Below are 21,409 nucleotides of genomic sequence, written 5' to 3'. Positions count from 1 at the left end.
CCCCCGGGCGGCTCGGCCCCGTATGCCTCGACGGTGCCCGTGCGCCGGCGGGTGCCGGGCACGTGAGCCGGTCACGTCCGCCCGGGGCAGTCCGGCTCACCGGCCGCGCGGGCCCTCACGGGGTGCGGCGAACGGCTCACGGTTGCGGGTCAGCGCCGGAATTGCACCGGCTTCCCCCCGTACGGGTGTGATGACGACGCGGCCACTTTACCCGGAGGCGACAGGGCCGGTCCGGGGCGCCCGTCCGCCCGCCCCGGTGCCCGCCAGGTCGATCAGGCGGCACACCGTCTCGATGTCCGCGCCCACCTGCGCGAGCGACGCCCGGCCGGAGAGCCAGGCGATCAGGGTGGAGTGCCAGGTGTGCTCGACGACGCGGACCGCGGAGAGCTGCTCGGCGGTGGGGGCCTCCGGTCCGCCCATCGCCTCCAGGATGATCGCGGTGGTCTGCCGGGAGACCTGGTCGACCTCCGGGGAGACGCTGCGGTCGGCGAAGGTCAGGGCACGGGCCATCGCCTCGGCCAGCCGCGGTTCGCGTTGCAGGGCGGCGAAGGCCCGCATCAGGGTCTGCGCCACCCGGTCGGCCGCCGTGGCCCCGGCCGGCGGGCTCTCGCGCAGCGTGCCGTGCAACTGCTCCAGCTGGTCGTGCATGGTCGCGACCAGCAGATGGACCTTGGACGGGAAGTACCGGTAGAGCGTGCCGAGGGCGACCTGCGAGGACTCCGCGACCTCCCGCATCTGCACCGCCTCGAACCCGCCCCGGCAGGCCAGCCGGGCGGTCGCGTGCAGGATGCGGCGGCGCCGGGCCCGCTGCCGCTCGGTGAGCGGCGGGCCGGCGGGCCGGCGCGCCGGACGGGGGGCTTCCGCTTCCGGGTTCTCCACCTCGGCCACCTCCTCCCCCTCGGCCGGCCCACCGGGCGCCGCACGGGGCGCCCGGCCGTGGCGTGAATCACCTGATCCACTCGTCACAGCGCACCTACCTGCCGGTAGATTCGGAGCCTCTGACGATCAAGTCTGAAACTTGTTCTAGATTAACGTCCCGGCATAGTGTCGCGGGACAATGCAGTGAGAAGGGGGCCCCGAGTGACCGCTGAGGCCAGTCGGACGGGTGCCCGTCCCGAGCCCGCCGCCGACGGCATGCGACCGCTCCGCATCGCGCTCCTCACCTACAAGGGGAACCCGTTCTGCGGCGGCCAGGGCGTCTACGTGCGCCACCTCTCCCGCGAACTGGCCCGCCTCGGCCACCGGGTGGAGGTCATCGGCGCCCAGCCCTACCCCGTGCTGGACGAGGGCCTCGGGGACCGGCTGTCCCTCACCGAGCTGCCCAGCCTCGACCTCTACCGCCAGCCCGACCCCTTCCGCACCCCGAAGCGCGGCGAGTACCGCGACTGGGTCGACGCGCTGGAGGTCGGCACGATGTGGACCGGCGGCTTCCCCGAGCCGCTGACCTTCTCGCTGCGCGCCCGCCGCCATCTGCGCGCCCGTCGCGGCGACTTCGACGTCGTCCACGACAACCAGACCCTCGGCTACGGGCTGCTGGGCGACGTGGGCGCCCCCCTGGTCACCACGATCCACCACCCCATCACCGTCGACCGGCAGCTCGAACTCGACGCCGCGGACGGCTGGAAGCGCCGGTACTCCGTGCGCCGCTGGTACGCCTTCACCCGCATGCAGAAGCGCGTCGCCCGCCGCCTGCCCTCGGTGCTCACCGTCTCCGGCACCTCCCGCCGGGAGATCATCGACCACCTCGGCGTCCGGGACGACCGCATCCACGTCGTCCACATCGGCGCCGACACCGACCTGTTCTCGCCCGATCCGTCGGTGCCCGTGGTGCCGGGCCGGATCGTGACGACGTCCAGCGCGGACGTGCCGCTCAAGGGCCTGGTCTTCCTCGTCGAGGCGCTGGCGAAGACACGTACCGAGCACCCCCGCGCGCACCTCGTCGTCGTCGGCAAGCGGCCCGCCGAAGGGCCCGTCGCGCAGGCCATCGAGCGGTACGGGCTCGAAGGCGCCGTCGAGTTCGTCAAGGGCATCACGGACGCCGAACTGGTCGACCTGGTGCGCTCCGCCGAGGTCGCGTGCGTGCCGTCGCTGTACGAGGGGTTCTCGTTGCCGGCCGCCGAGGCCATGGCGACGGGCACCGCGCTGCTGGCCACCACCGGCGGGGCCGTCCCGGAGGTCGCCGGACCCGACGGGGAGACCTGCCTCGCGGTGCCGCCGGGCGACGCGGGCGCCCTGGCCGCCGGGTTGAACCGGCTGCTCGGCGACCGCGAACTGCGGGTCCGGCTCGGCGCGGCCGGCCGCGAGCGCGTGCTGCGGCACTTCACCTGGGCCCGCGCCGCCGAGGGCACGGCCGCCCGCTACCGCGAGGCCGTCGGCCCCCTTGCGACCTCCCCCGGGGCCGTCCCCGCGGCCCCCACCAGTGACACCGGCGTCTACCCCGAAAGCAGGGCCACGTGCTGACCGTCGACTTCTCCCGGTTCCCGCTCGCCCCGGGCGACCGCGTGCTGGACCTCGGCTGCGGGGCCGGCCGGCACGCGTTCGAGTGCTACCGGCGCGGCGCCCGGGTCGTCGCGCTGGACCGGAACGCCGAGGAGATCCGCGAGGTCGCCAAGTGGTTCGCGGCGATGGAGGAGGCCGGTGAGGCCCCGGCCGGCGCCACCGCCACCGCGATGGAGGGCGACGCGCTGGCCCTGCCCTTCCCGGACGAGTCCTTCGACGTCGTCATCATCTCCGAGGTGATGGAGCACATCCCCGACGACAAGGGCGTCCTCGCCGAGATGGTCCGCGTCCTCAAGCCCGGCGGGCGCATCGCGATCACCGTGCCCCGCTACGGTCCCGAGAAGGTCTGCTGGACCCTCTCCGACGCCTACCACGAGGTCGAGGGCGGCCACATCCGCATCTACCGCGCGGACCAGCTCCTCGACCGCATCCGCGAGGCGGGTCTGAGGCCCTACGGCACCCACCACGCGCACGCGCTGCACTCGCCGTACTGGTGGCTGAAGTGCGCCTTCGGCGTCGACAACGACAAGGCGCTGCCGGTGCGGGCGTACCACAAGCTGCTGGTCTGGGACATCATGAAGAAGCCGCTGGCGACGCGGGTCGCCGAGCAGGCGCTGAACCCGCTGATCGGCAAGAGCTTCGTGGCGTACGCGACCAAGCCGCACCTGCCGCCGGTGGACGCCGCGTGACCTCGCCCCGCAGCCCTCGCACCCCCCGCACCGAACACCTGGTCCTGCCCGGCGTCCTCACCGACGCCGAGGCCGCCGCGACCGTCCGCGGCATCCTCGCCGCGCAGCGCGAGGACGGCGCCATCCCGTGGTTCCGCGGGCACCACCTCGACCCGTGGGACCACGTCGAGGCCGCCATGGCCCTGGACGCGGCCGGCGAGCACGAGGCCGCCGAGCGGGCGTACGAGTGGCTGGCCCGGCACCAGAACCCGGACGGCTCCTGGTACGCGGCCTACGCCGACGGCGACTTCGGTGACGTCACCGACCGCGGCCGGGAGACCAACTTCGTCGCCTACGTCGCGGTCGGCGTCTGGCACCACCACCTCGCCACCGGCGACGACACCTTCCTGGACCGGATGTGGCCCGTCGTGCACGCGGCGGTCGAGTTCGTGCTGGGCCTCCAGCAGCCGGGCGGACAGATCGGCTGGCGGCGCGACGACGACGGCACCGACACCACCGACGCCCTGCTGACCGGCAGCTCCTCCATCCACCACGCGCTGCGCTGCGCGCTCGCCATCGCCGAGCAGCGCGAAGAGCCGCAGCCCGACTGGGAGTTGGCGGCGGGCGCGCTGCGGCACGCCATCCGCCGCCACCCGGAGCGGTTCCTGGACAAGGGCCGCTACTCGATGGACTGGTACTACCCGGTGCTGGGCGGCGCGCTGACCGGCACCGAGGCGAGGTCCCGCATCGCGGAGAGCTGGGACCGCTTCGTCGTCCCGGACCTCGGGGTGCGCTGCGTCGTCCCCAACCCGTGGGTCACGGGAGGGGAGTCGGCCGAACTCGCGCTCGCCCTGTGGGCGGTGGGCGAGTCCGACCACGCCCTGAAGATCCTCCAGTCCATCCAGCACCTGCGGGACGCGGACAGCGGCCTGTACTGGACGGGCTACGTCTTCGACGACGACGCCGTCTGGCCGCGGGAACTGACCACGTGGACGGCCGGCTCCGTGCTGCTCGCCGTGGCCGCGCTCGGCGGACACGAGGCGACCTGCCAGGTCTTCTCCGGCGATCGCCTGCCCCGGGGGCTGGACCCGGACTGCTGCGTCTGAGCGGTGAGCGGACGAGCGGTCAGCGGTGGCCGACGCGGCCCGCGATGGCGTGGCCGATGAAGAGGTAGACCACGGCGGCCAGGCCGTAGCCGGCGACGACACGCGCCCACGCCTCGTCGAAGGTGAACAGGTCGCGGGACCAGCCGGCGAGCCAGTTGGCCGCGTCATGGACGAACTGCACCAGGTCGTTGCCCCGGTTGGCGTCCAACAGGTACATCAGTATCCACAGGCCGAGGATGAGGGCCATGATGTCCGCGACGACCGCGATGGCCCTGCCCGCGGAACTGGATCCGTGGTATCTAGACATGCCTTGCGTATGGCCCCGGAAGCCGGACGGAAACCTGTGCGAACGGCCCCCCTTCCGGAACCGGGTCCGGACGGGGGGCCGTTGGGTCGGGCGCGGGGCCTCGCGCGGGCTCAGCCGCGCTGGATGCCCGAGGTGTCCTGGAGGACGCCGCGGCGGCCGTCCTGCGTCTGGGCGACCAGGTTCGCACCGCGCTGCTCGACGGCCAGGTACCAGGTGCCCGGCGCCAGCTCGGCGATCGGCGTGGGCGAGCCGTCCTCCGCGAACAGCGGACGCGGCACCGGCACGGCGAACCAGAACGGCGAGAAGTCCCCGGCCGGCTGCGCCTGCGCCTGCTGCGGCTGGGGGCTCTGCGGCTGCGGCTGACCCGGCTGCGGCTGGCCGCCGAAGGACGGACCCGGCTGACCGGGCTGACCGGGCTGGCCCGGCTGACCGGGCTGGCCGCCGTACGGCTGCTGCTGCGCGCCCGGGTAGCCGTAACCACCCTGCGGCTGGCCGCCGTAGGGCTGCGGCGCGGCCGGACGGGGGGCCGGGATCAGGGCGCCCTTGAGGGCCGGGACCAGCGGGGTGGCGACGGCCGCGGCGGCCATGACCAGGGTGGCGATGAGGGCGAGGATCAGGCCCAGGCCCGCACCCAGGTCGCCGATGAAGCCGCCGTCGCCGTCGAAGGCGCCGGCCGGGTCGAAGATGTTGCCGAGCGCGCACCAGGCCGCGAAGACCGTGAACGCGACGCCGAACTGGCCGAGGTCCAGCCCCGCCACCTTCTTCGGCTGCGGCAGCGCGCGCGCCACGACGACCAGCGCGGCGCCGATGATGCCCGCCAGGACGACACCGAGCACGACCGGCCCACTGCCCCACAGGCTGGGGATGTCGGCGCTGTCCGAGGCGCCGTCGATCGAGTAGATGTCGAGGAACGACGCGATGAACAGCAACACCGCTGCTCCGATCACCACGCCGTCGCCTCGAGTGAGGGAGCGGATATTCACTTCAGGTCCTTCGTAGGTCGTCTCGTCGTCGGTAGAGGCGTCGCTGTCACCATGTCGCCGTCAGGTTCCGGAGTGAAGCGCGGGGGTGGCCCCTCATCGTACGGATGACACTATCGTCCGCACATCGGGGCTGTCCGCAGGGACCAGCGCGCTGATCGCTACCCGCGCAGGAAACTCACGATTCCCTCAGACATCCCTTGCGCGGCCTTCTGCCGCCACGCGCCGCTGGTCAGCAGCGCCGCGTCCGCGCCGTCGCGCATGTTGCCGCACTCGATGAAAACCTTGGGAACCGTTGACAGATTGAGACCGCCCAGGTCCGTGCGCGTGACGAGACCGGTGCCGCCGCCGACGTAGTTGGAGGGCGCGCTGCCCGTGGCACGGACGAAGTTGCCCGCGACGCGCTCACCCAACTCGGCGGACGGGGCGACGATGGCACGGGTGTCGGCCGCGCCGTCGCGCACGGAGCCCGGCAGGATCACGTGGAAGCCGCGGTTGCCGGCGCCCGACCCGTCGGCGTGGATCGAGATGGCGGCGTCCGCCTTCGCCTCGTTGCCGATCCGGGCCCGCTCGTCCACGCAGGGTCCGTACGAACGGTCGTCGTCCTGCGTCAGTTTCACCGTGGCGCCCTGCTGCTGGAGCAGGGTGCGCAGCCGGTGGGCGACGTCCAGGGTGAACTTCGCCTCCGGCCAGCCCGCGTCGGTGGCCGTGCCGGTGGTGTCGCACTCCTTCCAGTGCGTACCGACGTTCACCTTGCGGTTGATCTCGGCGGTGTGCCGGAAGTTGCCCGGGTTGTGCCCCGGGTCGATGACGACGACCTTGCCCTTGAGCGGGCCGGACGCAGCGGCGGGCGCGGACTCGGAGGGGGACGGCTTCCGCGTGGTGGCGGTGGGTGAAGGGGACGAGCCCGTCGGCGCCTTGGCGTCGCCGGTCGCCGAGGAGGTCGCGGAAGAGGTCGCGGAGGACGCAGCGCCGGAGGACGGCGCCTGCGACGTGCGCTCGCCCGCACGGTCCGCGCCGCCCCCGCCGTCGTCCGGACCGCCGACCGCCGCGTACACCCCCCACCCGAGCAGCGCGCCGGGCACGAGCGCGGCGATCGCCACGGTCAGCGGACGGCGCAGGGGGGAACGGCGGGGCTGGGGTGGATCGATGTCCGGGCCTGTGTACGACACGCAGCGACTCTAGACCGCGCCCTCAGATCCCCGCGCCGGTTCGCCGCAGGACGCGCAGCGAGTCGGTCACCGAGACCTCGGTGAACGCGCCGGACGCCAGGGCCCGGAGGTAGAGGCGGTACGGGGCCTGGCCGGTGAACTCGTCGGCCGGTTCCGGGAAGACGTCGTGGATGACCAGGAGGCCGCCGTCGGACACGTGCGGTGCCCAGCCCTCGTAGTCGGCGCCCGCGTGCTCGTCGGTGTGGCCGCCGTCGACGAAGACCAGGCCGAGCGGGGCGTTCCAGACCGACGCGACCTGGGGCGAGCGCCCGACGAGAGCCACCACGTGCTCCTCCAGGCCGGCCCGGTGGAGGGTGCGGCGGAAGGTGGGGAGGGTGTCCATCACGCCCAGCTCGGGATCGACCGTCTCCGGGTCGTGGTACTCCCAGCCCGGCTGCTGCTCCTCGCTGCCCCGGTGGTGGTCGACGGTGAGCGCGGTCACCCCGGCCCGGCGGGCGGCGTCGGCGAGCAGGACGGTGGAGCGCCCGCAGTACGTACCGACCTCCAGCAGCGGCAGCCCGAGCCGGGCCGCCTCCACGGCCGCCGCGTACAGGGCGAGGCCCTCGTGCACGGGCATGAACCCCTTCGCGGCCTCGAAGGCGGCGAGGGTGGAGGGGACGGGGGCCGCGGACATGAGGGTGCCTTTCGGTGGTGCGGGTGCGGGTGCGGGTGCTCGGGTGCGGGTGCGGGTGCGGGTGCGCGTGGGGGTGCGGGTGCGGACGGGGGTCGGGGTCGGTGCGGTTTGCTGCCGGTGCCGGTGCCGGTGCCGGTGCCGGTGCCGGTGGTGCCGGTGCGGGTGGCGGGCACGTGTCGGCGCCCCATGCTGCCGCACCCCCCGCCGCGTGGTGCGACAGGGGGTGCGGGAGCCGTGGCGGTGCGGATCAGGCCGAGACCGTCTCGCCCGGCAGGGTCAGGTCCAGGTCCACCGACCGGTCGCCGCCGGTGTGGGTGGCGGAGTGGGCGAGCGGACCGTGGCCCGCGGCGCGGGCGGCCAGGACGTACGGCCCCCCGGCGGGGACCGCGAGGGCGTAGCCGCCGTCCCCGTCGGAGAGGGTCGCGCCCGCCTGGCGGCCGTGCCGGTCGATCAACGTGACGTTGGCACGGGCGACGGGGGAACCGTCGGCGGTGAGGACCCGGCCGCGGAAGCCGCGCGGCGCCTCGCCGTCCCGGGGCTCCCCGGCGAGTGCCCGCTCGGCGCGGGCCAGGTTCGCGTCCTCCTCGCTGCTCGCGCGCAGCTGCGTGGTGGCGGCCGGGCGGCGGCGGGGGAGGAAGAAGGCCAGCGCCAGACCGGCGACGACCGCGCCGGTCGCGATCAGGAAGGAGACGCGGAAGCCGTGCATGGTGGGGACCGCGACACCGCCCACGTCGTTCGCGGTGTTGGCCAGCACCATGCCTATGACGGCGCTCGACACCGACGTACCGATGGACCGCATCAGGGTGTTGAGGCCGTTGGCGGCGCCCGTCTCCGAGGCCGGGACCGCGCCGATGATCAGCGCGGGCAGGGAGGAGTAGGCGAGGCCGATGCCGGCGCCGATCAGCACCGAGGTGACGACGGTCTGCCAGGCGGCGCTCATCAGACCGAGGCCGCCCGCGTAGCCGGCCCCGATGATCACCAGGCCGAGGAGCAGCGTCGTGCGCGGGCCGTACCGGGCGGAGAGACGGGCGTACACCGGCGCGGTGAACATCATCGTCAGGCCCAGCGGGGCCACGCACAGACCCGCGACGACCATCGACTGCCCCAGGCCGTAACCGGTCTCGGAGGGCAGCTGGAGGAGCTGCGGCAGGACGAGCGAGATGACGTAGAAGGAGACACCGACCATGATCGAGGCGAGGTTGGTGAGCAGCACCTCTCGGCGGGCGGTGGTGCGCAGGTCGACCAGCGGGGCCTTGACGCGCAGTTCCATCAGGCCCCACAGGAACAGGACCACGGCGGCGGCGGCGAACAGACCGAGCGTGGTGGGCGACGACCAGCCCCAGTCGCTGCCCTTGGTGATCGGCAGGAGGAAGAGGACCAGACCGGCCGCGAGACCGAGTGCGCCCGGCAGGTCGAAGGAGCCCTTGGCGCGCAGCGGTGACTCCGGGACGACCAGGAGGGTCAGGGCGATGGCGAGGACGCCGAGGCCGGCGGCACCGTAGAACAGGGCGTGCCAGTCGGTGTGCTGGGCGACCAGGGCCGCGGCGGGCAGCGCCAGTCCGCCCCCGACGCCGATCGAGGAGCTCATCAGCGCCATCGCCGAGCCGAGCCGTTCGCGGGGCAGCATGTCGCGCATGAGGCCGATGCCGAGGGGTATCGCGCCCATCGCGAAGCCCTGGAGGGTACGGCCGACGATCATCGGGATCAGGGCGTCGGTGAACGCGCTGACCAGCGCGCCCACCACCATCACCGACAGGCTGGCGATCAGCATGCGGCGCTTGCCGAACAGGTCGCCGAGGCGGCCCATGATGGGCGTGGCCACGGCTCCCGAGAGGAGGGTGGAGGTCAGGACCCAGGTGGCGTTGCCGGGCGTCGTGTCCAGGAGCCGGGGCAGGTCCTTGATGACCGGGACGAGCAGGGTCTGCATCACCGCGACGACGATGCCCGCGAAAGCGAGCACCGGGACGGTGGCCCCGCTCGCTGTGCGGGCGGGCTCGTCGGTCGTCGTGTGGGACATGGGGTGAGGCCTCCAGGCCGGGGAGCGGCGCGTACGGTGCGGGAAGAGCGGGAAGATCGGTACGGGGTGTGTGGTGACTGAACCTCGTGCGCCGGGGCAACTATTCCGTTGCTTCGAGTCGCTAACGAATTCTTGACCTTCTCTTGGGGGAGAGGAGCCTCGCGGCGACGGTGGGTCCGGGGGCCTAGGACCGGCCGGGGACCAAATACCGATGCAAGGGGCACCTTCGCGTTGAGACCATGGCACCCATGCTCGAAGCCACCGGCACCACCGCCACCGCCCGGATATCCCCCCGCCGTACGCCCCCCACCTGGCTCCTCGTGGCGCTCGCCTGCGCCGGACAGTTCCTGGTCGTGCTCGACGTCTCCGTCGTCAACGTCGCCCTGCCGTCGATGCGGGCCGACCTCGGACTGAGCCCGCAGGGGTTGCAGTGGGTGGTCAACGCCTACGCCATCGGCTTCGCCGGGTTCCTGCTGCTCGGCGGCCGGGCCGGCGACCTGTACGGGCGCAAGCGGATGTTCCTGGTGGGGCTCGGTCTCTTCACGCTGGCCTCGCTCGGCGGCGGCCTCGCCCAGGAAGGGTGGCAGCTGCTGGCCGCGCGGGCCGTGCAGGGGCTGGGGGCGGCGGTGCTGGCGCCGTCGACGCTGACGATCCTGACCGCGGCGGTGCCGGAGGGCGCGGCCCGGGCCCGGGCGATCGCGACCTGGACCGCCGTGGGCGCGGGTGGCGGCGCCGCGGGCGGACTGGTGGGCGGCGTCCTCGTGGACGGGCTGTCCTGGCGCTGGGTGCTGCTGATCAACGTGCCGGTGGGCGCGGTGGTACTGGCCGGCGCCGTGCTGTGGCTGACCGAGAGCCGGGCCGGCGAGCGGCGGCGCCTGGACCTGCCGGGTGCGCTCCTGGTGACCGCCGGACTGGCCACGCTGGCCTACGGCATCTCCCAGACCGAGTCCGAGGGCTGGACGGCGGCGGCGGCCCTGGTGCCGCTGCTGGCCGGGCTCGCGCTGCTGGGGCTGTTCCTGCTCGTCGAGGCGCGCACCGCGACCCCGCTGATGCCGCTGGGGCTGCTGCGGCTGCGGTCGGTGGCGTCGGCGAACGCGGCGATGCTGGTGTCCGGCTCGTCGATGTTCGCGATGTGGTTCTTCATGACGCTGTACGCGCAGAACGTGCTGGGCTACTCCCCGCTGGAGGCCGGCCTCGCCCTCGTGCCCAGCTCCCTCGCGGTGGTCCTCGGCTCGAAGGCGGCACCGCGCTTCATGCCGGTGATCGGCGCCCGGAACGTGGCCGTGCTGGGCACGCTGGTCGCGGCGGTCGGTTTCGGCTGGCAGTCGACGATGACCGCCGACGGCGCGTACCTGACCGCGATCATGATCCCCGGGGTGCTGATGATGCTGGGCGCGGGGCTGGCGGCGACTCCGCTGGCGTCGCTGGCCGTCTCCGGGGCCGCCGCGGGGGACGCCGGACTGGTCTCCGGGCTGATCAACACCTCCCGGACGATGGGCGGTTCGCTGGGCCTCGCCGTGATGTCGACGATCGCGGCGTCCCGGGCCGGGGGAGAGCACGCGGGGCCCGTGGCGCTGACGGAGGGGTACGCGCTGGTGTTCCGCACGGCGACCGTGGTGCTGGTCGCCGGCGCGGCCCTGATGTGGGCGTGGCTGCCGGCGGCGAAGCCGCGCGAGGAGCGGGCGCCGCGGGCGTAGGGCCTCGCGGGCGCCTCGCGGGGGCGGAGGGGCCGGGTGGTGCCTGTGCCCGGTGCCTGGTGTCCGGTGCGGGGTGGGGCCGCCCCCGGGGGTGCCGGTCCTGCGCGGCCGGCGTCCCGTACCGTCGTGCCCGCCGTGCGTGCCCGCCGACGTCCGCCGTGTATGCCCGCCGATGTCCGCCGTGCGTGCCCGCCGACGTCCGCCGTGCCCCAGGTGACAGGAGAGCCGGAGCCATGCCCATCGACGCAGCCCGGGCGCTCGCCGCCGCACCCCGCGTCCGCGAGATCGCCTGGGACCACAGGGACGTCATCCTCTACCACCTCGGCATCGGCGCCGGCCGTCCCGCCACCGACCCCCGCGAGCTGCGCTACACCCTGGAGTCCCGGCTGCACGTCCTGCCGAGCTTCGCGACGGTCGCGGGCGGCGGACCGCCGGGAGTCATCGGCGGGCTGTCCACGCCCGGTGTCGACGTCGACCTCGCCCGGGTCCTGCACGGCGGGCAGTACCTGCGCCTGCACCGGGCCGTACCGGTGCGGGGCCGGGCGAGCGCGGCCTCGCGCCTCGTCGCCGCGTACGACAAGGGCACGGCGGCCGTCCTCGTCCTGCGCACCGAGGTCACCGACGAGGACGGGCCGTTGTGGACCGACGAGGCCGAGATCTTCGTCCGCGGGGAAGGGGGGTGGGGTGGTGCGCGGGGACCGTCCGGGCGCCCGGCGCCACCGCCCGCCGAGCCACCGGACCACGTGGCCGAGGTGCCCGTACGCGAGGACCAGGCGCTGCTCCACCGGCTCTCCGGCGACTTCAACCCCCTGCACGCCGACCCGGAGTTCGCCGCGCGCGCCGGTTTCGACCGGCCCGTCCTGCACGGCCTGTGCACCTACGGCTCCGCGCTCAAGTCGGTCGTCGACGCGCTGCTGGACGGAGACGTGCGCCGGGTGCGCGCGTACCGCACGCGCTTCGCCGGGGTCCTCTACCCGGGCGAGACGCTGCGGGTGCGGATGTGGAGGTCGGCGGACCGGGACGGCGAGAGCGCGGTGCGGGTGACCGTGAGCGCCGTGGAGCGGGGCGACGCCCCCGTCCTGGCCGACACCGTCGTCCGGTACGCCTGACGGCGACGGCGACGGCGACTTGCGACGGCGACCGGCGACGGCCACGGCCCCGCCCGTCGGATGCGACGAGCGGGGCCGTGGCCGTCCCGTGTGCTTCTTCTCCGTGCCGTCAGGCGGCCGTCCCGGACTCCTCGGCCGGCTTGCGGTGGCGGCCCCGCGGGACCGTACCGCCGTCCTGGCCGGCGACGGCTCCCCGGTGCCGGCCGTGGCCGGTCCCGATCTGGTCAAGCTCGGCGCCGTCGGCCTGCATGGGCTGGGTCGTGCTGGCGTCGTTCATCGGAAGGAATTCACCCCGTCAACATGATCGTTCCTACAGCCGGGCGAGTGTAACCGGGACACCTCGGCCCGAATCCAGGCGGCCGTGCCGACCGGGACTACTTCGTTACAAGCCGTGCCAGCGGAGCCTGTTGCAGCGGCACGGGACGTGGCGGAGCGGGGGCCGGGGCGGTCGAAGTGTCCGGTCTGTCCGGTGTGCCGAGCCCGTCGGGGCCGTCGGAGCCACCCGAGCCGTCCGGCCCGTGCGGAGCGGACTCCTCCGCGTCCTCGGCGCTCCCGCCGCCCGTGCCGCCCGCGGCCCCTGCGCCGCCCGAGCCCTCCGCGTCGGGCGCCGCCAGCCGGGCCACCGCGCACGGCGACGACGGTGTGGCGCACGGCAGCCGCAGCTCCCCTTCCGCGGTCCACCACCCGGCCCCCGCCAGCCACCCCTCGGGTGCCGGAAGGTGCCGCACCTCCCGCTCGGCCGGCCGCCACACCGCCACCCAGCTTCCGAACGCGCCGTCCACACGCAGCGCCACCGCGCAGCGCTCCGGCGTCAGCGCCTGACCCGGCTGGATCGCGAACGGCGTCACGACGCAGTCCGTCAGCCGCAGGCACTCCGGGAAGCGCACCGGCAACGTGCTGCCCAGCACGCCCCAGCCGAGCCGTCCCCGGCCCGGGGAGGGTGCGTCGGAGCGGATCAGCGCCAGGCCGCTGTCCGGGTCGGCCAGCAGTATCCGGTCGTCGCTGTCCGCGGCGATCTGCAGCAGCGGCGACACCTCGCCGTCCCGCTCCAGGTCCACCACGACCGCCTTGGTGCGCCCCCCGGTCTCCCGGTCCACGGCCAGTATCCGGCCCGTGCGGTCCAGCCAGGCCCCGCCCGAGCAGCGGCCGGGGACCTCGGCGACCCGCTCGGGCCCGAAGGCGCCGCCCGCGACCTGCCACAGCACCGTCGTACGCGGGCCGACCGCCAGGGCGTACGCCCGCTCGCCGCCCGGGGCCGGCGGCAGCAGCCGCAGGCGGGTGGTGTCCGCGGGGCACTCGACCGCGCCGAGCGGCAGCTCACCCGTGCCGGGCCCGGTCGGGTAGAGGAGGGAGAAGAGGTGCCGGCCCGCCGCCGTACGGTGGACCAGCACCCGCCCGTCGCCCATCGGCTGCACCTCGGTACCGGGCTCCTCCGGCTGGTTGCCGGGCAGCGGCACCGCGTACGGCTCGGGGCCGTCGAGGGTCCAGCGCTCCGGGTACCAGGAGTCCCCGCTCCGGGTGAGGCGCGCGGCGTAGGCGCCCTCCGCGGCGATGCTGCAGCCCGCCCGGGGCGGGCCGCCGCTCCCGGGGTCCGCCGAAGGCTCGATAGCACAGGCTGTCATCGTTCGGTCACCTCCGGCGACGAAGCTAGTTATCGCACGCACGGGCGGGGCACCGGCAACCGTCCCCGTCACACAAACGTGTGGCACAGGAACGATTCGCCTGAGGGGTGGACGTGTGATGTGCTGCGGCGGACCGGGCCGGCCGCGGGGGCACGCTGCGGGTACGACGGCGCAGAACGGCCAGGTAGCCTTGCGTGCGTGCCCCGTCTGTCAGAAGTCATCGCCGCGCTGGAGAACCTGTGGCCCGCCGAGCGGGCCGAGTCCTGGGACGCGGTCGGCACCGTCGTGGGCGACCCCGACCAGGAGGTGTCCCGGGTCCTGTTCGCCGTCGACCCGGTCCAGGAGACCGTGGACGAGGCGGTGACGCTGGGCGCCGACCTCCTCGTCACCCACCATCCGCTGTACCTGCGGGGGACGACGACGGTGGCGGCCTCCACCTTCAAGGGCCGCGTGGTGCACACGCTCATCAAGAACGACATCGCCCTGCACGTCGCCCACACCAACGCCGACACCGCCGACCCCGGCGTCTCCGACGCGCTGGCCGGGGCGCTCGACCTGCGGGTGGTGCGGCCCCTGGTGCCGGACGCCGGCGACCCCGAGGGCCGCCGGGGTCTCGGCCGGGTGTGCGAGCTGGAGCACCCGCTGACCGTCCGCGAGTTCGCCGCCCGCGCCGCCGAGCGGCTGCCCGCCACCGCGCAGGGCATCCGCGTGGCCGGCGACCCGGAGGCCACCGTCCGCACGGTCGCCGTCAGCGGCGGTTCCGGCGACAGCCTCTTCGCGCACGTGCGGGCGGCCGGTGTCGACGCGTACCTCACCGCCGACCTGCGCCACCACCCCGCGTCCGAGTTCCTCGCGGACCGCGCCCACCGTCCTCTCGCGCTGCTCGACGCGGCGCACTGGGCCACCGAGTGGCCCTGGTGCGAGCTGGGCGCGGCCCAGCTCGACGAGATCTCCGACCGCCACGGCTGGGACCTCAGGGTCCACGTCTCCAAGACGGTCACCGACCCCTGGACCGCCCACGCGGCGTCCACCCCGACCTCCGACGCACTGGGAGCCCCCAACTGAAAGCCGCGCCCGCCGACCAGATCCGACTGCTGGACGTCCAGGCCCTCGACGTCCGTCTCCAGCAGCTCGCGCACAAGCGCAGGTCCCTGCCCGAGCACGCCGAGATCGACTCGCTGACCAAGGATCACACCCAGCTGCGCGACCTGCTCGTCGCCGCGCAGACCGAGGAGAGCGACTGCTCCCGCGAGCAGACCAAGGCCGAGCAGGACGTGGACCAGGTGCGCCAGCGCGCCACCCGCGACCAGCAGCGCCTCGACTCGGGCGCCGTGACTTCTTCGAAGGACCTGGAGAACCTCCAGCGCGAGATCGTCTCCCTCGCCAAGCGGCAGGGCGACCTCGAGGACGTCGTCCTGGAGGTGATGGAGCGCCGCGAGTCCGCCCAGGAGCGGGTCGCCGAGCTGACCGAGCGGGTCGGCGCCGTGCAGGGGAAGATCGACGACGCCACGGCGCGCCGGGACGCCGCTGTTGAGGAGCTGGACGCCGAGGCGGCCTCCGTGACCAAGGAGCGCGAGGTCGTCGCGGGCTCCGTCCCCGAGGACCTGCTGAAGCTCTACGAGAAGCTGCGCGGCCAGCAGGGCGGCGTCGGCGCGGCCAAGCTGTACCAGCGCAGCTGCCAGGGCTGCCGGCAGGAGCTGGCGATCACCGAGCTGAGCGAGATCCGCTCCGCGGCACCCGACACGGTCGTCCGCTGCGAGAACTGCCGCCGCATCCTGGTGCGCACGGCGGACTCCGGGCTGTAAGGGGCCGGTCGGGTGGGAGACGCGGTGGCAGGTCCGGCCGCTCCCGCACGGGAGTTCGTCGTCGAGGCCGACGGCGGTTCCCGGGGGAACCCGGGACCCGCGGGCTACGGCGCCGTGGTGCTGGACGCGGTGACGGGGGAGACCCTCGTGGAGGCCGCCGAGTACCTCGGGGTCGCCACGAACAACGTGGCCGAGTACCGGGGCCTGCTGGCCGGCCTGCGTGCGGCGCGGGAGCTGGACCCGGAGGCGACCGTCCGGGTCCGCATGGACTCCAAGCTCGTCGTCGAGCAGATGTCGGGCCGCTGGAAGATCAAGCACCCCGACATGAAGCCGCTGGCGGCCGAGGCGGCGCGCGTCTTCCCGCCGGGGCGGGTGACGTACGAGTGGATGCCCCGCGCGAGCAACAAGCACGCCGACCGCCTGGCCAACGAGGCGATGGACGCGGGAGCCCGGGGCGAACGGTGGTCGCCGTCCGGGTCGACGGCGGACCTGGACGCGGGCGACGCCCGCGCGGCGGCTGCCGCCGAGGCACCGGTGGTCGGCGAAGCAGCGGCCGTCGGCGAAGTACCGGCCGTCGGCGAGGCACCGGCTGTCGGCGCCGCTCCCGGTGCCGGTGACCCGGCCGCGTCCGAGGTCGCGGCGCCGGCCACCGCCACGGGCACCTCCGCGCGGGGCACCTCCGCGCGGGACGCCTCCGCGCCGGGCACCTCCGTGTCGGACGCCGCCGCAACGACCGACGTGCGGGCCGCGAAGGCCGTGGCCTCCCCCGGCTGGGGACCCCCCGACATGGGCGCCCCCGCCACCTTCGTCCTGCTCCGGCACGGGGAGACGCCCCTGACGCCGCAGAAGCGGTTCTCCGGGAGCGGCGGCAGCGACCCGTCCCTGTCGGCCGCCGGCCGGGAGCAGGCCGAGAAGGTCGCCGCGAGCCTCGCCCGGCGCGGCACGGTCCAGGCGGTCGTCGCCTCACCCCTCGCCCGCACCAGGGAGACCGCCCGGATCGTCGCCGCCCGCCTCGGTCTGGAGGTCACGGTCGAGGAGGGCCTGCGGGAGACCGACTTCGGCGCCTGGGAGGGGCTCACCTTCGGCGAGGTGCGCGAGCGGTACCCCGACGACCTGAACGCGTGGCTGTCCTCCCCGGACGCGGAACCGACCGGCGGCGGCGAGAGCTTCGCGGCGACCGGCGCCCGGGTCGCCGCCACCCGCGACAAGCTGGTCGCGGCGTACGGGGGCCGCACGGTACTGCTGGTGTCCCACGTGACGCCGATCAAGACGTTCGTACGGCTGGCCCTGGGCGCTCCGCCCGAGTCGCTGTTCCGCATGGAACTGTCGGCGGCGTCCCTGTCGGCGGTGGCGTACTACGCGGACGGCGGCGCGAGCGTCCGCCTGTTCAACGACACGTCCCACCTGCGCTGAGCGCCACCGCCTCACGGGCGAGCCGCTCCACCCGCGCCCAGTCCCGGTCGGCCACCGCGTCCTTGGGAAGCATCCAACTCCCGCCCACGCACCCGACGTTGGGCAGCGCGAGGTACTCCGGTGCGGAGTCCGGCCCGATGCCGCCGGTCGGGCAGAAGCGGGCCTGCGGCAGCGGGGCGGCCAGCGCCTTGAGGTAGGCGGTGCCGCCCGCGGCCTCGGCCGGGAAGAACTTCATCTCCCGCACCCCGCGCTCCAGCAGCGCCACCACCTCGGACGTGGTCGACACCCCCGGCAGGAAGGGCACCCCGGATCCCCGCATCGCGTCCAGCAGCGTGTCCGTCCACCCCGGACTGACCAGGAACCGCGCCCCCGCCGCCACCACCGCGCCGACCTGCTCCGGCGTGATGAGCGTGCCCGCGCCGACCACCGCGCCCGGCACCTCGGCGGCGATCGCGCGGATCGCGTCGACGGCGACCGGCGTCCGCAGCGTGACCTCGATCGCGGGCAGCCCGCCGGCGACCAGCGCACGGGCGAGCGGCACGGCGTCCGCGAGGTCGTCGACGACCACGACGGGCACGACGGGGGCGAGGTCCAGTACCGAGACGGCGGGGGAGGAGGGCAGCGGTGAGCTCATGCCCTCATGGTGCCGTCGGGGAGCAGTCTGTGCAACGAGCGTTGCGACATGCGCAACGAAGCCCTGATCCGGTTCAGTGGATCTCCGCCACCAGCACGTCCAGCGACCACGGCTTCCCCGTCTTCGCGGGTGCCTCGGCCTCCACCTCGTACCCGAGGTCCCGCAGCGCCTCGACCAGCTCGGCGGGCCCCTCGGGCGCGATCCCGGCCGCCAGCAGACTCCGGACGATCCGCCCCTTGGTCGCCTTGTTGAAGTGGCTGACCACCTTCCGCGTCGGCGCGTGCAGCACCCGCACGGTCGCCGTCCGCCCCGCGACCTCGCCCGTCGGCCTCCAGGCCGCCGCGTACGCCGACGAACGCAGGTCCAGCACCAGCCCGCCCCCCGCGGCCTCGGGCAGCACCTCGGCCATCGGCGCCCGCCAGAAGGCACCCAGGGCCCCGAGCGCGGGCAGCTTCACACCCATCGAGCAACGGTAGGAGGGAATCCGGTCGGTCACCCGCACCGCGCCCCACAGCCCCGAGAAGACCAGCAGCGACCGTGCCGCGCGCCGCTTGGCGGCCGCGTCGAGCGAGGCCAGGTCCAGGGCGTCGTACAGCACCCCGGTGTAGATCTCCCCGGCCGGACGCGCGCCGGCCGTCCGCAGCTCCGCGTTCTTGGCGACCTCGCCGCGCAGGCCCTCGCTCAGTCCGAGCACCTCGCGCGCCTTCTCCTCGTCACCGGCGCACAGCTCGACCAGCTCGCCGAGGACGGTCTCCCGGGCGGGGGCCAGCCCCGGCAGGGACAGCGACTCCGGCTTCAACGGCGCACCGCGGCCGGAAGCGGCCTTCCCCTCGGACGGCGGCAGCAGGACAAGCACGCGTACTCCTTCGGATCGAGCTGTCGGGCCCCCGCTCAGGGTACGGCGTACCCCTCGCGTGCCTGGTCGACGGCCCGGACGAGCGCCGCGGGGTCGTCGGCGTGACAGCGCACGACCCGCACCTCGCGCCGCCGCCCGAAGAAGCCGACGTGCACGACGGGCTCGGTCAGCTCGACGGTGACGGAGGTCTGGAGGCCCACGGCGAGGTTCAGCTCCCCGTCCGCCGGCTCGTGCGCGGCCCGCAGCTCCCGTCGCACGGACGCGATCCGCTCCAGTGGTATCCGCACGTCGACGTGGACGGCCCGGCGGACCCGCAGTGTGCCGCCGACGGGATCCAGGACGTGCGGCCGGACCACGGACGCGGCGTGCAGCCCGACCACGAACACGACGGTGTACACGTCCAGGACCAGCACCACGTGGTGCACGGCGGGCCAGTCGCGCAGCAGCAAGGACATCATCACGGACTCGACCACGCACACGAACGCGATGCCCCACATCATCGGGCCCTGCCCCCGCGTGTGCCCGAAGACCGGCAGGCCCTCCGCCGCCCCGTGCGTCCGCCGGGCCGCCCACAGCCACAGACTCGCCAGCAGGCGCAGCTCGTGCCGAAGGAGGAGCCACGGCACCGTCGCCAGGGACCGCCCCCTCACGGCTGCCGCCCCCGTCCGCGCGCGACGGCGGCCAGGGCCTGCCGGATCGCCTCGGCCTGCCCCGGCGCGAAGTCGGCGTACAGCGCGCGCAGCATGCTGTGCCCGGAGTCCAGGTCGACGCCCTCCTCGGGCAGCAGCTCCGCGGGCAGGCAGCCGGCGAGCGTCTCGGCCGCCTCCGCGACGCGCGGGTCGTCGGCTTCCGCGTCCGCCAGCTCGTCGAGCAGCGCGTACGCGTGGTGGGCGCGCGCCACCGCCTCCGGCGAGCCCAGGGCGCCCCGCAGAGTGGCCAGCAACCCCTCCCGGTCCTCCGGCGCCATCGTGCTCTCCAGCAGCGCCAGCATCTCCCGGTCCCGTACGGCCATGGGGGAGCCGGAGACGTCCCCCATGCCCGCGAACAACCCGGCCAGCTCCGGCGAGACCGGACCCTCGGGCGGCATCCCGCCCTCCGCCTCCAGCAACGCCCGGAGCCGCGCCCGGCGCTCCCCGATCGCCGCCTCCTGCCGCGCCAGGTCGGCGTCCAGCTCCGCCAGCACCTCGGCCAGGTCCTTCCCGGCCTCGTCCGCGAGCACGTCCCGCACCTCCGCCAGCCCGAGCCCCAGCTCGGTCAGCCGCCTGATCCGGGCCAGCACGACGACGTGCCGCAGGGTGTACGTCCGGTATCCGTTGGCCAGCCGTTCCGGCTCGGGCAGCAGGCCCTGATGGTGGTAGTGCCGCACGGTCCGCGTGGTGACGCCGACGGCGTCGGCGAGTTCTCCGATCCGCATGGCCCCAGTAGAAACGTTGACGCTGCGACAGGGTCAAGCGGCGTGGCTCCGGCTCCGGACGGAGGCCGTGATCGTGTGCCACGATCGAGGGAACGGTTCCCGATCTCTCGGACAGGTGATCAGCCGATGTCCCACTCGGGCGAGCGACCGAAGGAGGGGCGTGACATGACGGCCATGGCCCACGAGCCGCTGACCCAGGCGGAGGTCCTGCTGGAGGGGTTCCTCGCCCTGGACACGCCGGAAGGCTTCCGGGCCGAGCTGATCGAGGGGGAGATCGTGGTGACACCGCCGCCGGACGGGGATCACGAGGACTACATCAATCTGATCGTGAAGCAAGTGATCAGGCGGTCCCGGACCGACATGGATTTCTCCGGCAACAAGGGCCTGAAGCTGAGGAGCGGAGGCGCCTGCCCGAAGGACCACGCGATCCCGGACGGCACCTTCGCCCCGACCGACCTGCGGCTCTACCGCGGCGCCGACCCCTGGATGCCGTGCGAAGGCGTCGCCCTGGTCCTGGAGGTGACCTCGACCAGGCCGCAGGCCGACCGCGAGGCCAAGCGCCGCTGCTACGCCCGAGGAGGCATCCCCCTCTACCTCCTCGTCGACCGCGAAGCCACCTCGATCACGCTGTTCAGCGACCCGGAGAGGGACGACTACCGCGAGCACCGCACCCGCCCCCTCGGCAAGCCGCTCGCCCTCCCCGCCCCCTTCGACCTCGACCTGGACACCGCGGACTTCCTCTGATCCCGTCGGGTCACGGCGCCCGGCGGACGGGTGCGCGGCGCACGCCCGGTACCATGGTCGACACGGCAGACGAGCCGGGCGGACGGCCGCGTGAAGACCCTCACGGGACTTCCCGAGGAACGTCCGGGCTCCACAGGGCAGGGTGATGGCTAACGGCCACCCGGGGTGACCCGCGGGACAGTGCCACAGAAAGCAGACCGCCCGGGACTCCGGTCCCGGGTAAGGGTGAAACGGTGGTGTAAGAGACCACCAGTGCCCAGGGCGACCTGGGCAGCTAGGTAAACCCCACCCGGAGCAAGGTCAAGAAGGAAGCACCCCGGTGCTTCTGCGCGGACGTTCGAGGGCTGCCCGCCCGAGTCCGCGGGTAGACCGCTGGAGGCCGGTGGCAACGCCGGTCCTAGATGGATGGCCGTCGCCGACGGGCCCGCGAGGACCCGCCGGAACAGAACCCGGCGTACAGCCCGACTCGTCTGCCGCCACCTCCCGGGTGCCTGGAAGGCCCCGTCCCGGCCGCCGCGGCCGCGCTTCCCCGTTCCGTCGCATCCATGAGTGCGCTTCGCTGCTGTTCGAAACTTTCGGTGCGTGTGGTCGAGCTTTCCGATCAGCTGATCCGGCCGCTGCTCATGAGGGTCCCTGTGGCGGTGATTCAGCGTGTATGAGCTGGGGTTCGATCCTTAGAGTCGTACCGAGATC

Annotated in this window: 21 protein-coding genes, 1 other RNA gene and 1 riboswitch; of the genes, 10 read left to right on the top strand and 12 right to left on the bottom strand. The window is 74.1% G+C overall.

What is annotated here, in order from left to right:
- Positions 1-84 precede the first annotated feature (84 nt).
- A riboswitch (cobalamin riboswitch) is annotated at positions 85-177 on the bottom strand.
- Positions 178-207: 30 nt separating this feature from the next.
- Complete coding sequence (locus ACGF5T_RS11935; protein ID WP_366766595.1) at positions 208-879, bottom strand: TetR family transcriptional regulator; 672 nt, start codon at positions 877-879, stop codon at positions 208-210.
- Between the two features lie 201 nt (positions 880-1,080).
- Between ACGF5T_RS11935 and ACGF5T_RS11930 the strand changes: the two genes are divergently transcribed.
- From ACGF5T_RS11930 to ACGF5T_RS11920, 3 genes are read left to right on the top strand one after another with little or no spacing between them, the layout of a single operon-like run.
- Entirely contained in the window at positions 1,081-2,460 is a 1,380-nt protein-coding gene (locus tag ACGF5T_RS11930; protein ID WP_366766596.1) for a glycosyltransferase family 4 protein, read from the top strand.
- Positions 2,454-3,188 carry a methyltransferase domain-containing protein gene (locus ACGF5T_RS11925; protein WP_366766597.1) on the top strand — a complete coding sequence of 245 codons (735 nt, stop codon included), beginning with the start codon at positions 2,454-2,456 and terminating at the stop codon, positions 3,186-3,188. The genes ACGF5T_RS11930 and ACGF5T_RS11925 overlap by 7 nt, the downstream gene beginning before the upstream one ends.
- Positions 3,185-4,273, top strand: coding sequence for a prenyltransferase/squalene oxidase repeat-containing protein (locus ACGF5T_RS11920; protein WP_366766598.1), 1,089 nt, complete (start codon positions 3,185-3,187; stop codon positions 4,271-4,273). The genes ACGF5T_RS11925 and ACGF5T_RS11920 overlap by 4 nt, the downstream gene beginning before the upstream one ends.
- Before the next feature lie 19 nt (positions 4,274-4,292).
- Here the strand turns inward: ACGF5T_RS11920 and ACGF5T_RS11915 are convergent, their stop codons facing one another.
- The 5 genes from ACGF5T_RS11915 to ACGF5T_RS11895 all read right to left on the bottom strand — a co-directional run bounded on the left by ACGF5T_RS11915 (position 4,293) and on the right by ACGF5T_RS11895 (position 9,422).
- Entirely contained in the window at positions 4,293-4,580 is a 288-nt protein-coding gene (locus ACGF5T_RS11915; protein WP_356611423.1) for a hypothetical protein, read from the bottom strand.
- Between the two features lie 110 nt (positions 4,581-4,690).
- Complete coding sequence (locus ACGF5T_RS11910) at positions 4,691-5,563, bottom strand: hypothetical protein (RefSeq protein ID WP_356611424.1); 873 nt, start codon at positions 5,561-5,563, stop codon at positions 4,691-4,693.
- A 158-nt stretch (positions 5,564-5,721) separates the two neighbouring features.
- On the bottom strand, positions 5,722-6,732 hold the full coding sequence (locus tag ACGF5T_RS11905) for an N-acetylmuramoyl-L-alanine amidase (protein WP_366766599.1): 1,011 nt from the start codon (positions 6,730-6,732) through the stop codon (positions 5,722-5,724).
- Between the two features lie 22 nt (positions 6,733-6,754).
- A complete protein-coding gene (locus tag ACGF5T_RS11900; protein ID WP_366766600.1) occupies positions 6,755-7,405 on the bottom strand; it encodes a class I SAM-dependent methyltransferase in 651 nt (216 codons plus the stop codon).
- Positions 7,406-7,652: 247 nt separating this feature from the next.
- The gene (locus ACGF5T_RS11895; protein WP_366766601.1) at positions 7,653-9,422 is read right to left on the bottom strand and encodes an MFS transporter; all 1,770 of its coding nucleotides are present in this window, start codon (positions 9,420-9,422) and stop codon (positions 7,653-7,655) included.
- A gap of 248 nt (positions 9,423-9,670) precedes the next feature.
- On the opposite strand from ACGF5T_RS11895, the gene ACGF5T_RS11890 reads away from it, so the two are divergent.
- Entirely contained in the window at positions 9,671-11,119 is a 1,449-nt protein-coding gene (locus ACGF5T_RS11890; protein ID WP_361011376.1) for an MFS transporter, read from the top strand.
- Positions 11,120-11,352: 233 nt separating this feature from the next.
- Positions 11,353-12,228 carry a MaoC/PaaZ C-terminal domain-containing protein gene (locus ACGF5T_RS11885; protein ID WP_366766602.1) on the top strand — a complete coding sequence of 292 codons (876 nt, stop codon included), beginning with the start codon at positions 11,353-11,355 and terminating at the stop codon, positions 12,226-12,228.
- 109 nt (positions 12,229-12,337) lie between these two features.
- Here ACGF5T_RS11885 and ACGF5T_RS11880 read toward each other — a convergent pair whose 3' ends face one another.
- Positions 12,338-12,505, bottom strand: a complete 168-nt coding sequence (locus ACGF5T_RS11880; protein WP_356611434.1) for a hypothetical protein — start codon at positions 12,503-12,505, stop codon at positions 12,338-12,340.
- Between the two features lie 97 nt (positions 12,506-12,602).
- On the bottom strand, positions 12,603-13,850 hold the full coding sequence (locus ACGF5T_RS11875) for a hypothetical protein (RefSeq protein ID WP_366766603.1): 1,248 nt from the start codon (positions 13,848-13,850) through the stop codon (positions 12,603-12,605).
- Positions 13,851-14,048: 198 nt separating this feature from the next.
- Between ACGF5T_RS11875 and ACGF5T_RS11870 the strand changes: the two genes are divergently transcribed.
- The 3 genes from ACGF5T_RS11870 to ACGF5T_RS11860 are packed head-to-tail and all read left to right on the top strand — an operon-like array spanning position 14,049 to position 17,068.
- Entirely contained in the window at positions 14,049-14,915 is an 867-nt protein-coding gene (locus tag ACGF5T_RS11870; protein WP_356611437.1) for a Nif3-like dinuclear metal center hexameric protein, read from the top strand.
- Positions 14,912-15,655, top strand: a complete 744-nt coding sequence (locus ACGF5T_RS11865; RefSeq protein WP_356611510.1) for a C4-type zinc ribbon domain-containing protein — start codon at positions 14,912-14,914, stop codon at positions 15,653-15,655. Before ACGF5T_RS11870 ends, ACGF5T_RS11865 begins: the two co-directional genes overlap by 4 nt.
- Positions 15,656-15,679: 24 nt before the next feature.
- On the top strand, positions 15,680-17,068 hold the full coding sequence (locus tag ACGF5T_RS11860) for a bifunctional RNase H/acid phosphatase (RefSeq protein WP_366766604.1): 1,389 nt from the start codon (positions 15,680-15,682) through the stop codon (positions 17,066-17,068).
- Here ACGF5T_RS11860 and eda read toward each other — a convergent pair.
- The 4 genes from eda to ACGF5T_RS11840 all read right to left on the bottom strand — a co-directional run bounded on the left by eda (position 17,043) and on the right by ACGF5T_RS11840 (position 19,972).
- A complete protein-coding gene (gene eda, locus ACGF5T_RS11855; protein ID WP_366766605.1) occupies positions 17,043-17,702 on the bottom strand; it encodes a bifunctional 4-hydroxy-2-oxoglutarate aldolase/2-dehydro-3-deoxy-phosphogluconate aldolase in 660 nt (219 codons plus the stop codon). The two genes, ACGF5T_RS11860 and eda, sit on opposite strands and share 26 nt — an antisense overlap.
- 73 nt (positions 17,703-17,775) lie before the next feature.
- On the bottom strand, positions 17,776-18,558 hold the full coding sequence (gene yaaA, locus ACGF5T_RS11850; RefSeq protein WP_366766606.1) for a peroxide stress protein YaaA: 783 nt from the start codon (positions 18,556-18,558) through the stop codon (positions 17,776-17,778).
- 35 nt (positions 18,559-18,593) lie between these two features.
- A complete protein-coding gene (locus ACGF5T_RS11845) occupies positions 18,594-19,193 on the bottom strand; it encodes a hypothetical protein (RefSeq protein WP_356611511.1) in 600 nt (199 codons plus the stop codon).
- 11 nt (positions 19,194-19,204) lie between these two features.
- Positions 19,205-19,972 carry a MerR family transcriptional regulator gene (locus ACGF5T_RS11840; RefSeq protein ID WP_366766607.1) on the bottom strand — a complete coding sequence of 256 codons (768 nt, stop codon included), beginning with the start codon at positions 19,970-19,972 and terminating at the stop codon, positions 19,205-19,207.
- A 174-nt stretch (positions 19,973-20,146) separates the two neighbouring features.
- On the opposite strand from ACGF5T_RS11840, the gene ACGF5T_RS11835 reads away from it, so the two are divergent.
- The gene (locus ACGF5T_RS11835; protein WP_366766643.1) at positions 20,147-20,716 is read left to right on the top strand and encodes a Uma2 family endonuclease; all 570 of its coding nucleotides are present in this window, start codon (positions 20,147-20,149) and stop codon (positions 20,714-20,716) included.
- 70 nt (positions 20,717-20,786) lie between these two features.
- An RNA gene (rnpB, locus tag ACGF5T_RS11830) (RNase P RNA component class A) lies at positions 20,787-21,189 on the top strand.
- The last annotated feature ends 220 nt before the right edge of the window (positions 21,190-21,409 follow it).

It is taken from the genome of Streptomyces sp. NPDC047853, assembly GCF_043204535.1.
Lineage (GTDB): Bacteria > Actinomycetota > Actinomycetes > Streptomycetales > Streptomycetaceae > Streptomyces.
The sequence above is the reverse complement of the archived record's forward strand: the minus strand, read 5'-3'. Positions and strand labels throughout refer to the sequence as shown.